This window comes from Sediminitomix flava, assembly GCF_003149185.1.
Classification (GTDB): domain Bacteria; phylum Bacteroidota; class Bacteroidia; order Cytophagales; family Flammeovirgaceae; genus Sediminitomix; species Sediminitomix flava.
This window is the reverse complement of record NZ_QGDO01000004.1, coordinates 59,692-76,103: the sequence shown is the minus strand read 5'-3', so window position 1 is coordinate 76,103 and position 16,412 is coordinate 59,692. Positions and strand designations below refer to the sequence as shown.

The following is a 16,412-nucleotide window of genomic DNA, read 5'->3' as shown; positions in this document are numbered from 1 at the left end:
CTAATTCTTTAATAACTACGTAAAATTATGAAATCAATATTTTTATCAATTTTTTTCACTCTACTAACATTGAGTGGATGGGCGCAAGAGCGTACCATTAAGGGTGTTGTAAAAGACACAAATGATGAGTTGGTTATTGGTGCAACAGTAGCTCTTAAGGGAGAACCTACAGTAGGTACAGTAACTGACTTTAATGGTAACTTTACCTTAGTAGTAACCTCTGAGAATCCAGTATTAGTAGTTAGCTATATTGGTTATACAACACAAGACGTTGTTGTAGGTAATCAAACACAATTAGAGGTTGTTCTAGAAGAAAACCTTAAAGAACTAGAAGAAGTTGTTGTTGTTGGTTACGGTACTCAAAATAAGAAAGATGTAACAGGTTCTGTTGCTTCTGTAAATTTCTCAGATTTAGCAGATCAGCCTGTTGCAAGAGCTGACCAAGCTATTCAGGGTCGAATTGCCGGGGTTCAAGTATCTTCATACTCAGGAGCACCGGGTGAACCACTTTCTATCCGTATTCGTGGTATCGGTACTGTAAACAGTTCTAGTCCATTATACATTGTAGATGGTATCGCAGTAAGTGCAATTGACTTTGTGAATAATGATGATATTGCATCAATTGATATATTGAAAGATGCTTCTGCATCAGCTATTTATGGTTCTCGTGGAGCGAATGGTGTTGTAATTATTACAACAAAGAGTGCAAAGCAAGGTAAAGCAAGAGTAAGTTTTAATGCGAGCTATGGTGTTCAAGAAATCAAAAATAACTGGGATTTAACTAGCGGTGAAGAGTGGTATTCAATTCAAAAACAATTAAATGCAACAAGACCTTCTCCATTAGATTTATCTAGAGTAGATAGACACCAGAATACAGATTGGTTTGATGAAATTACAAGATTGGCAGCTATCCAAGAATATAACTTAGGAGTATCTGGCGGTAATGAAAAACTTCTGTATACGTTTAATACTGGCTATTTTGATCAATTGGGTACAATCAATGGCTCTTATTATGACAGAATCAACTTGAAGTCTAAAGTAGAATATAAGATTTCTGATCGTATTAAGGCCGGTGTAAACTTAAATATCAAAGAAACAGAACGTTCAGCTCCTCTAGGAGGAATTCACTCAGGTTTGGTTAACACAGCTATTAAAATTGAACCAAACTTCCCAGTTTTTGAAGATAAAGCAAATGGTGTTTGGGGTAAGTCAAATTTCACTGATTACAATAACCCAGTTGCTCAAGTAGAGTATGAAAACTATAAGGCTAAAGCTACTCAGTTGGTAGGTAGTGCAAACTTGGATATCGAAATTATAGAAGGTTTGACTCTTCGTAACCAAGTTGCTATGGACAAAACTTATGGAAATACGTATGATTTTGATCCAGTATTCTACGTGAGTGAAAATCACCGTAATGATATCAACAAGGTATCAAGAGGTTCTTCTCAAAGCACTTACTTTGAATTGAGAAACACCTTGAACTATAAGAAAACAATAGGTGAGCACAACTTTGATATTTTAGTTGGTCATACAGCTGAAACATGGGACGATGAATGGTTATCTGCTTCAGCTACTAATATTCCTAACGAGGATCCTGCACTTTGGTATCTTTCTGCAGCAACAGATGGTATGAATGTTTCTGGTTCTGCTTCAGAGTTAAGAATGGAATCTTACCTAGGACGTATCAACTACAAGTTCTTAGATCGTTACAAAATTACAGCGAGTTTCCGTGCAGATGGTTCTTCTAGATTTGCAGAAGGAAACAAGTGGAGTTATTTCCCTTCTTTTGCAGCAGGTTGGGATCTATCAAAAGAAAGTTTCCTTGCAGATAAAGAATGGTTGGATAACTTGAGTTTGAGAGCTGGTTGGGGACAAATTGGTAATAACAATATAGGTCGTTACCCATACCAAGTAACAATGAATGGAGATAACCAATACCGTTACTTATTTGGAGCAGGTGAACAACGTTACCAAGGGTACTATGTAAGTGGAATGAGAGATGCTTCTATCCAATGGGAGACTGCAGAGTCTACTAACATTGGTGTTGATATCTCTGCTTTGGACGGACGTCTACAAGCAACTGCTGAATGGTACAATAAGAATACAAATGATATGTTGCTAAGTGTTCCAATTCCTTACTACTATGGTTATGAAGGTGGACCAACATCAAATGTAGGTTCTGTAAATAACAAAGGTTTTGAATTGAGCGCTGAATGGAATGATGAAATTGGTTCAGACTTCCGTTATAGCATATCTGGTAACTTTACGACTTACCAAAATGAAGTAACATCTCTTGGTGATGGAGAGCCAATGACTACAGGTGGTTATTATTTAGGAAATGCTTCAAGAAACGAAGTTGGATACCCTATTGGTTACTTCTTCGGTTTCAAAACAGATGGTGTATTCCAAACACAAGAAGAAATTGATAACTATGCTGTACAGCAAGGAGAAGCAAATGAAGGCCTGCAACCAGGTGATCAGAAATTTGTAGATGTAAATGGTGACGGTGTTGTAAATGATGATGATAAAACATTTTTGGGTTCACCAATTCCAGATTTCACTTATGGTCTTAACCTTTCAGCTTCATACAAAGGATTTGAGCTTGCAGTTTTCTTCCAAGGTTCTGAAGGAAACAAGATTTTCAATGGTATGAAAACTCACTTGATCCGTTTCGATGCTACAAACAAACATAGAGAGTTGTTGAACTCTTGGACTCCTGAAAACACAAATACGGATATTCCACGTTTGAGCGGTAATGATGTAAACAACACATTCCGTACTTCAGACCGTTATGTGGAAGATGGTTCGTATTTACGTTTGAAAAACTTAACTTTTGCTTATAACCTTCCATCAAGCTTGTTGAGCAAAGCTAAGTTACAATCCGCAAAACTTTACTTCTCGGCACAAAACCTATGGACTATGACAGACTATACGGGTGCTGATCCTGAAAATGGTATTAGTGGTCTTGACATTGGTACTTATCCAGTGGCACGTACTTTCACTTTCGGGCTTAAACTGAAAATGTAATTTTTTTGAGGAATTTTAAAACGAATGAATATGAATACGTTTTTTAAAAAATATATAGTTGCAGTAGGCTTGGGAGCAGCAAGTTTATTCTCAACATCTTGTAGTGATGAATTCTTAGAGGTTGTAAAACCAGGTGAAGAAACAACAGATGTTTATTTCAATAGTGAAGAAAAAGCATTAGCATCTCTTACTGCAGCTTATTCAGATTTGAAAGATTACCGTTGGGGTTGGGGATACTGGGCTTTTAATGAAGCTTTGAGTGACAACTCGGTATATAGTGGTAGCGATGGAGACCACAGTGGTTTCGATCAATTAAAAACTTTCACTCCTCCACGTGATACGGGTATTATTCTTAATACTTGGCGTTTGAACTACAGAGGAATCAACAAAGCAAATCAAGCTATTGATGGTATCTCTAAGATGGATGAGAGTTTGTTCTCTTCACCAGCAATGAAAGCAAGACTTTTAGGTGAAGCTCGTTTTCTTCGTGCGTTGTATCATTTCCAATTAGTTCGAGTTTTTGGAAGAATTGTGGTTGTAGACGGAACGGTAATGACTCCTGATACTGAGTTGACTCAAGTAGAACCTGAGGTAGCTTATGCTTTTATTCTTGAAGACCTTGAAGCAGCAGAGGCTGGACTTTGGGTGAAAAGTAATGAAGGGCTAGAATTAGGACGTGTAAGTAAAGGTGCTGCACAAGCTTATTTGGCTAAAGTAAATATGTATGCAGGTAACTATGCTGATGCAAAAGCTTGGGCTAAAAAAGTGATTGACTCTGGTGAGTACCGTTTAGATTCTGATTATGCTAATATCTTCTCTTTTAACGGAGAACATGGAGTGGAATCAATCTTCGAAATTTCTTTCTTCAACTCATCAGAAGAAGGAAGTGCATTTACAAACAATGGTAACTTCTCTACGCTATTTATGCTACCAAGAGGAATTACTTATGGTTTCGGTATCAACCAACCATCTTCAGATTTAGCGGCAGCGTATGATGCAGAAGGTGATATGGTCAGAAAAGAGGTTACAATGTTGTCAACTGAAAGAGTTTTCGAAATTGAGTTGGCATCTGAGTACGCAGCTCTAGAAGCTGCAAATATTTCTGGTGATGCAGATGCTATTGCAGCAGCAGAGGATGCAGTTGAAGAAGGTAAGTCAAAGTTAGTATTTGACCGTACAGGTTACTACCAAGGTAAAATGTATGTAAGCCCATCTGATCGTTCGCAAGAAATCAGAAACAATGGTAATAATATGCGTTTGATGCGTTATGCAGAAGTACTTTTACTTTTTGCTGAAGCATCTCAAAGAACTGGTGCTGATGGAGAAGCGGCTCAAGCATTGAATGAGTTGAGAGCTGTAAGAAGCCTAGGAGCTAAAAACCTTACAGGAAACGCTTTATTGGAAGCTATCTTATTAGAAAGACGTTTGGAGCTTGCTGGTGAGAATGACCGTTACCCTGATTTGGTACGTACAGGTAAGGCTACAAAGCTAACAGGTTGGGCAGAGTCTAATAAATACTGGCCAGTACCTCAAGCGGAGGTAGATATTACTCAAGGTAGTATTCAGTAATAGCTATACTAGATAATATATTAAAGCATCGGACATTCATTTGTTCGATGCTTTTTTGTTGTGTTCTGTTTCACCGAAACATGTGTTCGTTGTATTCTTTATATAAGAATAGCTGATTTTTTATAGCTATGGGGAAGGAGGATGTAAAATTACAGTGTTGGAGGGGGAGTAAAGTAGGTGAACATGTCTATTTAGGTAAAAAAACTGTTCTTAGAGTAACTCTAAGAACTCATAAATGTATACCAGAGTCTTCAGACTCGACTTTTTAGTCAATTTTGGAGTCTAAAGACTCCTGCTGTCACAGAGAAATCCTTAGATGTTGCACTCGCTCACTTCGTTAACTCTAAGGATAGTCTTACCTATTTTTTTATGTTCTCTTAGTACTGAAGAATTAATAAGTACAAGAAAAGAAGGTAAAAGAGAAAGTTCTTAAGATATAAAGAAGGAATATTTTTCTTTTCAAAATAAAGATGAAGGCTTATTTGAGGAGCAGCTTAAAGACTTTTTTTATTCAAGATGAAGAAGTCAGTAAAGGTAGAATTTCACTCTAATGGATTTATTAAACATTTGCACTAGATATAATTTCCAGACTATATAGAGTATATCTGGTTTTGGGGATTATTCACTTTAAAATAACTTCTTGAAATAAAAAACTCAGTCTCTATCACCTCCCAAAAGGTCTAAAGACTGAGTTTTTAAGTTAGAATGAATTAAGAGAAATAACTCAAATACTATTGAGTAACTTCCACAATTTCATGTAACCAAATATAACCATCAGGAGCAAAGGCATCCTCTATCGCACTTTTGTGATACTTAATTGTATTTCCAATAGTACTGTTGTTGTAATAACCACCCACACTGTAAGGAACTTCATTCCAAGAACCATAAGGATCGTGTGCATAGTAGTATTCACCATCAAAACCGATGAATACAATTAGGTGTCCATAGTCTGTTGTATAACCATGAGCAGCGGTAGGTTTTCCATCAGCAAGCAACTGTTGTAGTTGTTGGACACTACCTTGTGTCGTTCCTTTATCACGAATGTTCAGATTGAAATATGCAGCTTCAGAGTTGAATACAGTTTCAAATCCGGGAACTGTCTGCGCTTGACTCGTACCGTAGTAATTTGAAATATCATCAGGTACTACATTAGCGCCATAATACTTAAGAATCATTGCTATTGCAGTATTCTGACAAGATCCGTAAGGATTAATAGAGTTATTCAACTGATAGAAATAAGGTACTCCTTCGATGTATGGAACCGTACTCCCTCCACCATCACAAGCGTCTGAAGCAGGAACTACTATGTATTGATTTTGGTATGTAGGTGCTACGCCATCGGCAGCCATCAATTGGTATAATCCGACAACAGCTTCACAACGGTATGCATTTTCATTAGGATAAAGAGTTGTTTTGGTAGGGTAATTAGCAACAAGACCTCTTGCAGTTGCATTTGCAATAGCTTGTTCTGCCCAAGAAGCAATATTGTCTTTATCGGTGTATGAATTTAGCATTCCAAGACAACCTGTAATACCACTAGGGTGACTTGCCAATACAGCTAGAACTTCAGTTCTAGTAATATTTGTATTCGGGTTGAAGGTGCCATCGCTATTTCCAGCTAAATATCCAGCTCTAGCAGCTTGAAGTATTTTATCTTCAGCCCAGTGTCCACTAATATCACTGAAGTTACGGCTAGCATATTCTGGTTTTACCTCTGGAGAAAGTGTAGAAACAAGCATTGCCGCAAATTCAGCTCTTGTAAGGGTATTATTAGGTTTGAAAGTTCCATCTCCATATCCTGACATGTAACCATTTGCTACCATATAATTAATTTCTGTTTCCGCCCAATGTCCTATAATATCTGTAATGTCAGATGGTGGGGTTGGGTTGGAAGACTCATATCCAAGGTCTGCTTGCCAGTTTACAAGCTCCAATGTATTCCAGATAGAAAGAGGTGTTCCTTCACCTGGGATTCTCCAAACTGAAGTTTCTGCGCCAGCAGCGGCAATAAAAGTGTTGATCTGAGAAGATGTGATTACATCATATTCAGCACTTACAATATGGTGAATAGGCTTCACACAACCTTCATTACGGTATTCGTTAGTTCCATAGTTAACCCAATAAGTAGGATCTGCCATATAGCTGCTACCCCATACTTCCAAATAAGTTTGTGGCATGTGAGCATCAACGTATTGATCAATGATATCTACACGCATACCATGATCTACAGGGTTACCCCATGAGGTACAATACAGCTTAAAGTCAGAAGTTGTGTGTCCTGCACTGATTGCATCGTTGATTGCTGTTCTGAATGCACCGAAGATACTGTGTAGCTCTGTTGTTTTTCCATCAAATTCTACTTCAATGTCAGTAACGAAACCTTCATAACCTGTTTGTGCTGCTTGATAAAGAATGTCAGCTTGAGTCTGAACATTACCTGGGTAGTTATAGGCCCAAGCCCAAACCTCAATTCCTTTCTGGCGATAGGCATTCACAAGTGCAGTGTTACTAGCCTCATCCCATTGGCTAGTACCATCTCCGACTTTTACATAAATTCTATTTACGCCTACTGTAGCTAGTTTGTCTGCTAGTGCATCATGTGTACTGTAGCCTGTACCTTCAAGGTACCATAGCCACATTCCTAATGCATTGTTTCCTCCGTTTGCGGTTCTTTGGTTAGAACCTTTAGCATCTGGTTGAAGTGAAATTGATTCGTCTTTAGTACAACTTGTAAAAAAAAGTAATGATACTAGTGCTAATGAAAGCAAAGATTTTAGTTTCATCTTTAAAGTGTTTTTGAACGCTTTTGAGAGAGGTGCATATGAAATGCATTAAAGCGTCATGTAAATAATTGATTTTAGTTTTTGGATAGGTGTAACCTCTTAATTCAATTCTGTTTATGAATTGGTAAAATGATTTGAGTAAAAAGAGATGTTAACACCTTCGTGAAAGTGATACAGTATTGAAACTATATGATTATAAATGCGATATGAGTAAAGGTATAGATCTGTTGTTTAAAAATGATCACTGAAAATGGGTATGATATAGAGGGAATCAGTGATTTTATAGCTTTAAGATGTTGAATATTAGTAAGTTTAAAATTGTCCTATATTTATTTTAACAAAAAATAGAGACTTTTAAGCAATATGAATAGTGGGTTTTCATTGGTTAATGTACTCTTTGTTATATGCTTCACATTACCATTTCTAATCATAATTGAACTGGAATGATAATGTGAAGTAGTAAAACTAAATATGATCTTGCACAATCAGCTTTTTATCATCTGTAGTGCCATATTCTGCCTGTAAGATGATATGATCTATGCCGAATTCATTGTGTAAAATCATCTCGACCTCATTCATTAGTTTACAGTTCTCTGAAGTTTTCAAATCCTCAACCAAATCAATGTGTGCTTGGAAATGAATTTCTTGGTCGTTCAATTGCCAGATATGAGCATGATGCATGTCTTTTATACCAGGTATTTTTTCAATCCTCTTTTCTAGCTCTACCAAATCAATATTAGAAGGAGCAAATTGCATGATTACATGGATAGTTTCAGTCATCAGTCCCCAGCTTGAATAAATAAGGAGAACTGCAATCATGATTGAAAGAACACTATCAACCCAGTAAATCTGATAATAATAGGTCATCAGACCACCAGCCAGTACAGCCACAGAAGAAAGTGTATCGGTCAGTAAATGTAAATATGCCGAACGCATATTCATATTGTGTTTAGCATCTTGAGAAAGCAGAATAACACTTAGTCCATTGGCTGCAATACTAAATGTAGCAAGCCATACTACTGTCATTCCATGTACTTCTTCTGTGTGAGTGCTAATTAATCTTCCAATAGCTTCTACTAAGATATAGATTCCGATTCCTATCAGAGCAGTCGTGTTGATAAGAGCAGCAACAATTTCAGCTCTTTTATATCCATATGATTTTGATGCCGTATAGTTTTTCCTCGAAAGTCGGTTTGCGATGTAGCTAATGACTAAGGCTGCTACGTCACTGAAGTTGTGCATCGCATCTGATAACAAAGCCAAACTTCCACTGAATATAGCTCCAATAAGCTGAGAGACTGTAATCAGTATGTTTAATACAATAACTCCGAGTAGCTTTTTTCCGCTCGGGATGTGATGATGATGTCCGTGGTGGTGATGTGTATGTGACATAATCGTATTTGTCAAGTATTAAAGTTTAGATGAGTGCTTGATTCTACTCAGATTTACTTTTATAACCAAAAAAGACAAGTGAATATTTATAAAAGTCAAAAAAACAAAAGACTCAAGGACAGGTTTTAAGCATGAGAAAGGATAATCCGAAAACCTTTTTCTATTTTTGTCATTATATATAGAAAGATTCTAAATATAGGCTAGAGATCAAATGTTAGATATAGATAAAATTCGTAAGGATTTCCCCATCCTTCATCAAGAAGTCAACGGTCATCCTTTAGCATATTTTGATAATGCTGCTACGACTCAAAAACCAATTTCAGTAATAGAAGCTCTAGACGGTTATTACCGTGGTTACAATTCCAATGTTCACCGTGGAGCACACTTTATGGCTGATAAAGCAACTCGTCATTTTGAAGATACTCGTACAGCCCTTCAGAAGTTTCTGAATGCAAAAGAAGATGCAGAGATTGTTTTCACAAAAGGAACAACTGAAAGTATCAACTTAGTCGCTCAGACTTTTGGAAAGAAGTTCGTAAAAGAAGGTGATGAAATCATCATTTCAGCTATAGAGCATCACGCGAATATTGTGCCTTGGCAAATGCTTTGTGAAGAGAAAGGAGCAACACTAAAAGTTATTCCTGTTCTTGACAATGGAGCATTAGATATGAGCGTTTATGATGAATTACTTTCAGAAAAAACAAAACTTGTATCGGTTGTTTATGCATCTAATGCTTTAGGGACAATCAATCCTGTTCGAGAAATTATCAAGAAAGCACATGCCGTTGGTGCGAAAGTCATGATAGACGGAGCACAGTCAAGTTCTCATCTTCCTGTAGATGTACAAGAATTGGATTGTGATTTCTATGCACTTTCTGGGCATAAACTTTATGGGCCGACTGGTTTTGGCGCATTGTTCGGAAAGAAAGAATTGCTTGAACAATTGCCTCCATTTATGGGGGGTGGCGAAATGATCAAGGAAGTGACTTTCGAGAAAACAACTTACAATGATGTACCATTCCGTTTTGAGCCAGGAACACCAAACATTGCAGATACCATCGCGATGCGTTTGGCATTGGAATATGTAGATGCAATTGGTAAAGACAAAATTGCGGCTTACGAAACAGAGTTGTTGAACTACGCTACAGACAAAATCGAAAAGATTGATGGTCTAAACATCTTGGGTACAGCTCCAGAAAAAGTAAGTGTGATTTCTCTAACATCAGAGACCATTCACCCTTATGATTTGGGAATGATGCTAGATGCAAGAGGTATTGCTATCCGTACGGGACACCATTGTGCTCAGCCATTGATGAAAAGATTTGGGATAGAAGGTACAGCTCGTATCTCTATGTCTTTCTACAATACCGAAGCAGAAATTGACCGTTTGGTAGAAGGATTGGAGCGCATTGTGAAAATGTTTGGTTAACCAATTTAAATGAAGCTTAGCCAACAGAACTTTTACAAAAAAGTTCTACTTTTGAATACGGAAAGTGAATTACAATTTCACTTTTTCAACAGATAAAGAGAGCATTCGAAGAGAAAATAACAAATGGAAATAAATCAGATTCAAGACGCGATTATTGAGGACTTCTCATTTTTAGGAGAAGATAGAGAGAGTATTATTTTCTATATCATGGAGCTTGGGCAACAGTTACCAGCTTTGGAAGAAGAGCATTACAAAGATGAAAATCTGATTAAAGGATGCCAATCTAAAGTATGGTTGACTACTGAGCTTGTAGATGGGAAAGTGATCTATAAAGCAGATAGTAATACGGATATAACAAAAGGACTAATCAGCCTACTGATTCGTGTATTGTCTGAAAGAACACCTCAAGAAATCTTGAATGCAGATTTATATTTCATTGAGAAAATAGGTATGAGCAGTGTGATTGGTTCGCAACGTTCAAACGGATTTGCGGCTATGATCAAACAAATGAAATTGTTTGCCATTGCTTATAGCACAGTAAAAAATTAATCAAGAACTTAAGCTACTTTATATAAAATGAGCGAAGAAATCAGCATGCGCGATCGTGTGATCACTGCGATTAAAACCGTATTTGATCCAGAGATTCCAGTGGATATCTACGAGCTAGGACTCATCTATGAGATTACTGTTTATCCACCAAATGACAATGTTTTTGTACAAATGACATTGACGTCTCCTAACTGTCCTTCAGCTGAAGCACTTCCAAGTGAAACAAAAGCTGCAATTGAGGCGATCCCAGGAGTAGGAGAGGTAACACTTGATCTTACTTTCGAGCCTCCTTACCATCAAGATATGATGTCTGAGGCAGCAAAACTTGAACTCGGATTTTTATAAGATTTGAGCTAACAAAAGCTTGAATTATGAGTTTAAAAAGATGCAGTATGTTACTGCGAATTTTAATTAGTATTTACTTTATAAATAATAGATAGAATGTATCCAGAACATTTAACAACTCCTATGAAGGAGGAGCTAGTAGCAGACGGATTTTTAGACGTAACTACAGAAGCTCAAGTAGATGAAATCCTAGGGAAACAAGAGGGAACAGTATTGATGGTTGTCAACTCAGTATGTGGTTGTGCGGCAGGTACAGCTCGTCCGGGTGTACGTCATGCAGTAGCTAACTCTGAAAAGAAACCTGAAACATTGGCAACTGTATTTGCAGGTGTTGACCGTGAGGCTGTACAAAAAGCAAGAGAATATATGTTACCTTACCCTCCATCGTCTCCATCAATTGCATTGTTCAAAGACGGTGAGTTGGTACATTTCGTAGAAAGACACCATATCGAAGGTCGTTCTGCTGAGATGATCGGTGAGCACTTAAAAGCTGTTTTTGCAGAGTACTGCTAAGAAAAATAGTTTTCGAGATAAAATATAGGCTACTTCATGAAAATGAGGTAGCTTTTTCTTTTTAAGTTGAAATCAATGTTTAGCTATTGATTAGTTTTTTGGTCTAAATAATGGAAAAGAATTCAATTTTCAAGGAGTCAAAGTTTGAAAAAACATATTTGGCTGGTTTTCATGTGTTGGTAATTATTTTTTTAGGTTTATTGTTTGTTTTGAATAAAGAATGGCTCAGACCTCAATTCGGAGAAGAATCATTTTTTACTGTAGTCTTGGGCGCTTTACCCAATTTTTTAGGAGCTATTATTGGAGGTGCACTTGTCGTTGTTTTTGCCTTTAGGTTAGAAAAGTTAAAGGGGCATGTATTGATGATTTTCAGTGCAATAATGATATCCGCATTTTTGATTTATGAAGAAAAATACCCTCAGTTTTTAGCCTCAAAGGTGACGGATGTTTATGATATCTATGCTTCGGTTTTAGGAGCAATAACCTTATTGATTTACTACTTTATATTGAGAGAATTTTGGGAACGATCAAAATCTAAAAAGTAGGTAGAAGATGAACGGATAAACAAAGGGGATAATTTAATGGGGTTGTATTTGGTTGAAAATGAGTTTCTAGAGTGTTTGTGGGAATCGTAATCAAACGATTCATTTTTTCCGAAATAGCCTATTCTTTTTTCATTTTGCTCTCAAAATCTTGTGCTTTGACTTCGTATTTTTGAATTGATTTTTAGTATGGTATGTGTAGATATTTTGTCCTAAAATATTTTGTTTACAAGAAACGGTACCTAAGAATTTAGTTTTAGACTTGAGATAAGGTTCAATTTCAGAGAATTTCCAATAATTGAGACTATTCAATTCTATTTCTAAACTAGAATTATGCATCTGTATTATAAGAAACTCGTATGAGATATTCCCACTTACTTCCCCTGTACTATAACCTTTAATATATTTCCATTTTATTTTCTCTGATTTGTTCTTTAGAAAGTCTCTATAATAAATACCTTGATCACTGAACTTTATAGTTTTTATGGAATTTATTATGAAGTGAAAAGAAATTAGGGAAAGTGCTAGAAGAACAAAAAGAATAAGACTGCTACCTAAAATTATTGTAGTATCTAACTCTTTAAGTTCAGAGAAAAATACACGAACAACTCGAACACTCACGGTTACAGAGAATAACAAAATAAATAGGCAAAATGTGAAGTAAAACGGCTTAAAGCGAGGTTTGTAGGTATTACTTTTCATTAGTTGAAAAATTATTTAGAGTAAAAATATATTGTTGTATACGAGATAAAAAGAAAAAGGCTACTCTAATTTAATAGAATAGCCTATAGTGATTTGATAGTGAATTATCAGAGTACTAAATAAGGTTGAGGGTAAACATTTCTTCTTCATTCAACCCGACTTGCTCAGCAACTCCTCTATTATACTCTTTGATAGAACCATGAAGTGTGAACAATCGGATAAGAGCCCAAAAACCTAGTCCACCTAAAGTAAGGTAGTAAAAGATTTGTTTTCCCATTTTGTCTAGAGAGCCATACGACCAGCCTAAGAATAAAAATAGTAACCAGATTGTAGTAGGGTTAGCTTTACGACTCTCGTAAGCTAAAAGCTTGTTTGTATCCATCTTTTTGATTGTAGTTATTTAGCTTGAAAGTACTTTCTTTCTTATATCGAATGAGAAAATGGCTTTCATTAAAATAAGGTTAAGGTCAAATATAAGTTGAAAAATAGACAAGAAATGTAGCGTTAGAATATGTTAGGGATACTTTAATACAATGTTTTTATACAGTTGTATTGATAAAAAAGTACTTGACGAATTGTGTTTTTATACATTGTTATTGAGTGTGAGTAGTTTGGGTGTGTGACTTTTAATATTTCAATTGAAAATTAGTTGAGACAAAAAATAAGGGCAGACAAATTGCCTACCCTTACGTTTAATTTTATTTATAAAATAAGATTATTGTTTAACCCAAATGTATACTGAAGTTGGCTCCACATCAATGTTGATGGCTTGGCCTGTTTTCAGTTTCATTTTGTCTTTGCTATCTCTTATTCCTTTTTTGTGATCGATTTCTTTTGTATTTGCGATCAATTTCCATTTTCCTTCAGGAAGAGTGATGTTTTCGAAAGTTCCAGCTTCTTGACCTGCATTCAGAAGAACAAATACTTTTTCATCTACTAAATATCCCAACATCGTTGTTGATTCAGGTGTGAAGAATTGGTAGTAGTCATCAGAAACAGCATCAGCTACACGGAATACTTCACCATATTCAGATAAACGGAATTCATTCATCCCTTTCCAGTATGCATGCATATTGGCATAATCATTTGTATTTCCTTCTTGAGGCTTTTGCCCTACTTGAGACCATACAAATTGGTTGGCTATACGGTGGTTGTAGCTGTCACGAAAACCGTGCATATAAACTTTGTAACCTTCTTTAGTTTCTTTCTCTACTTCCATAAGTGGTGCATGAGCTTTCGAACGCATGATTTCAGAACCACCATGAGTTACAATTGGACCAAGTGTTGTGTACATCAAAGTAGTTGCAATTTTATATTCGTCTTGATCTACACCGTAGCGACCATCAAAATCTTTTGAACCAAACTGATCTGCCAAAGCAAAGTTATCATGGATGTCCAAGTATGTAATACCACTGTTTGGTGTTTTGTCATCTTTGAATTTGGCAGCCAATCCGAGCATCACATTGTCACGCTCATCAAATTTTCCACCAGCCCATCCACGGTGTTTTGCTTTATCCTTCAATTCAAAAACAGGACCTTTGTAAGCTCCACGAGAATCATCTTGGAAGAAAGTGATCGGAGCATCTTCTTTGTACCAATCCCAATCTGGATTGTTTTCATAATTCGGATCGTTTGAGGCAATCCAAGCTTCTCCATAAATGATTTTATCGTGGCCTAGAGCATCTTTTAAGGCTTTTAAAGTTTGCTCATCAATCTGTCCTGCCAAGTCAATACGGAAACCATCAATACCAAATTCATTGATGTAGTATTGGCATTGTTCAATCAACCAACGTTGAGTCATCGGGCGATCTTCTGTTTTTACCTCATTACCATAAGCACCAATATGCTCATAGTCTTTGGTACGATAGTAATATTGTTTGTCCAATACATTGAAGTGATGGTAGAATGTTTTACTAGCCATATCTTCATGTGTGTGGTTTGGCACAATGTCAATAATTACGGCAATGTCTTTGTCGTGAAAGGCTTGAACCAAATCACGGAACTCATCTCTTTCTTCTCCTGGCTCTTTTCCTTTCGTTCTGTATTTAGATTCTACGGCAAAAGCATGAGATGTACGGTAACCCCATTGGTAGTTTTCTTCACTGATCCCTTGTTCAATCATATAAGGATCATCTTTGAATGATGCTTTCCAATCTTCATCAGGGAAATGAAGATATTCTTGGACAGGCATAAGGTGAACGGTATTGATACCTAAGTCTACCAAATAATCGAAACCAATTTTCTCTCCTCTATCATTTTTTAATCCAGATTTTATCATGGCAGGGAAACGACCTTTGATATCATCAGAAACAGGAAGTTGATCTGTGAAATCTTGAACATGGACTTCGTAAGAAATCACATCTTCCATGGCTGGAATTCCATTTTTCAATGGCGAAGCAGGAGTTGTTCTTTCCCAAATACGTCCTTTTCCAAAAGTATTGTCACTCACACGAGTGTAAGGGTCAGAAATATGAACAGGAATAGATTCGTAGAAATTGTTTCCCTTTTCTACAGCTCCATGTACAGTGAAGTCGTAGTAGATACCATGAAGGTTTTCAGGAATGATTGTTTCCCAAACACCGTCTTTATCTTGAGCCATCTCAATGGTCTCATAAGCATTTTCATCGTATCTGCCTTTGTAAAGGTATAATTTCACCAAGTCGGCACGAGGAGAAAAAATACGGATTGCTGTTGTGTCATTATCGATATTGGCTCCTAGCTCTTTTGTAGAATAAAGTTCGCGGAACCAACCATCGTAAGAACATTCGGCTCTAAGACCTAAAGCTGGAATTTCTAGGTAATAAACTCGTCTTTTGTCAAGTTCTTCAGCAGGAACGATGAGTGTAGAACGAGATTCGTTTGGTAAAACACCAGCAACTTTGATTTCTTTGCCTTTGCTATCGAAGATTTTATATTCAGAAGGAACCAGAACCCTGTCTCCTTGAATTTCTGCCCAAATTAGACGGTCAGAGCGAAGTTCGGCACGAAGACTTTTTGTGATGCGTTCGATCATGAAAACCAAGTTTCCATTTCTTACATTGTCAATACCATCTGCAGGATCAATCCAAGCACCATCATCGACTCTAAACTTGAATTCGGTATTAGGTTTGATTTTCCCAAAATCGGCATTGTCGATGGTAAGCATCCAAGCTTCACCTGTCTTTTTCAATTGCCATTCTTGATTATCCATATCGGCATCCCATCCTCTAAATTCACCTGTTACAGTTACTTTTTCTTGAGGTTTGATACCATAAAGTGCTTCATCGAAGATGAATGTGATTTTGTCTCCAAAATCGGCGTAGCCCTGTGTTTTTTGAGGGCCTGTAAAAGATTGTGCGAAGACATTAGTCGCAAAAGTGCAAAGTAAAATTGCTAGCGACATGCTCAACGTTCTCATTTTCATATTTAATTATTATAGTGTAGTTCTATGTATCATATACACAGATTATGATTTCATTTTCGTCTGCTCGTCTTGAGCAAAATTAGTGTGTTGAGGAGGTTAAGATGTGCTGTGTTTTGAAAGTCATACAAATCAACAAAACAATGACTTTAAAAGCAATC

Annotated in this window: 11 protein-coding genes; 7 read left to right on the top strand and 4 right to left on the bottom strand. The window is 36.6% G+C overall.

Annotation, left to right across the window (positions count from 1 at the left end):
* The first annotated feature begins 27 nt into the window (after window positions 1-27).
* Both BC781_RS15850 and BC781_RS15845 read left to right on the top strand, forming a co-directional pair.
* Entirely contained in the window at window positions 28-3,027 is a 3,000-nt protein-coding gene (locus tag BC781_RS15850; protein WP_109619548.1) for a SusC/RagA family TonB-linked outer membrane protein, read from the top strand.
* 30 nt (window positions 3,028-3,057) lie between these two features.
* Window positions 3,058-4,596: a RagB/SusD family nutrient uptake outer membrane protein gene (locus BC781_RS15845; protein WP_109620194.1), complete on the top strand. Its 1,539-nt coding sequence runs from the start codon at window positions 3,058-3,060 to the stop codon at window positions 4,594-4,596.
* A 731-nt stretch (window positions 4,597-5,327) separates the two neighbouring features.
* Here the strand turns inward: BC781_RS15845 and BC781_RS15840 are convergent.
* Both BC781_RS15840 and BC781_RS15835 read right to left on the bottom strand, forming a co-directional pair.
* Window positions 5,328-7,379, bottom strand: coding sequence for an S-layer homology domain-containing protein (locus BC781_RS15840; protein WP_109619546.1), 2,052 nt, complete (start codon window positions 7,377-7,379; stop codon window positions 5,328-5,330).
* A 465-nt stretch (window positions 7,380-7,844) separates the two neighbouring features.
* Window positions 7,845-8,771 (bottom strand): cation diffusion facilitator family transporter, encoded by a 927-nt coding sequence (locus tag BC781_RS15835; RefSeq protein ID WP_109619543.1) that lies wholly within the window; start codon window positions 8,769-8,771, stop codon window positions 7,845-7,847.
* Window positions 8,772-8,982: 211 nt separating this feature from the next.
* Here BC781_RS15835 and BC781_RS15830 point away from each other — a divergent pair, with 211 nt between their 5' ends.
* From BC781_RS15830 to BC781_RS15810, 5 genes are all read left to right on the top strand, one after another.
* Complete coding sequence (locus BC781_RS15830; protein ID WP_109619541.1) at window positions 8,983-10,200, top strand: aminotransferase class V-fold PLP-dependent enzyme; 1,218 nt, start codon at window positions 8,983-8,985, stop codon at window positions 10,198-10,200.
* A 123-nt stretch (window positions 10,201-10,323) separates the two neighbouring features.
* The gene (locus BC781_RS15825; protein ID WP_109619539.1) at window positions 10,324-10,749 is read left to right on the top strand and encodes a SufE family protein; all 426 of its coding nucleotides are present in this window, start codon (window positions 10,324-10,326) and stop codon (window positions 10,747-10,749) included.
* Between the two features lie 27 nt (window positions 10,750-10,776).
* Window positions 10,777-11,094 carry an iron-sulfur cluster assembly protein gene (locus BC781_RS15820; protein WP_109619537.1) on the top strand — a complete coding sequence of 106 codons (318 nt, stop codon included), beginning with the start codon at window positions 10,777-10,779 and terminating at the stop codon, window positions 11,092-11,094.
* Window positions 11,095-11,190: 96 nt separating this feature from the next.
* Window positions 11,191-11,607, top strand: coding sequence for a BrxA/BrxB family bacilliredoxin (locus BC781_RS15815; RefSeq protein WP_109619535.1), 417 nt, complete (start codon window positions 11,191-11,193; stop codon window positions 11,605-11,607).
* A gap of 110 nt (window positions 11,608-11,717) precedes the next feature.
* Window positions 11,718-12,152 (top strand): hypothetical protein, encoded by a 435-nt coding sequence (locus BC781_RS15810; RefSeq protein ID WP_109619533.1) that lies wholly within the window; start codon window positions 11,718-11,720, stop codon window positions 12,150-12,152.
* Between the two features lie 814 nt (window positions 12,153-12,966).
* On the opposite strand, the gene BC781_RS15800 is transcribed toward BC781_RS15810, so the two are convergent.
* Both BC781_RS15800 and BC781_RS15795 read right to left on the bottom strand, forming a co-directional pair.
* Window positions 12,967-13,233, bottom strand: coding sequence for a TM2 domain-containing protein (locus BC781_RS15800; RefSeq protein WP_109619529.1), 267 nt, complete (start codon window positions 13,231-13,233; stop codon window positions 12,967-12,969).
* A gap of 333 nt (window positions 13,234-13,566) precedes the next feature.
* Window positions 13,567-16,254: an alpha-amylase family glycosyl hydrolase gene (locus tag BC781_RS15795; protein ID WP_109619527.1), complete on the bottom strand. Its 2,688-nt coding sequence runs from the start codon at window positions 16,252-16,254 to the stop codon at window positions 13,567-13,569.
* Between the last annotated feature and the right edge of the window lie 158 nt (window positions 16,255-16,412).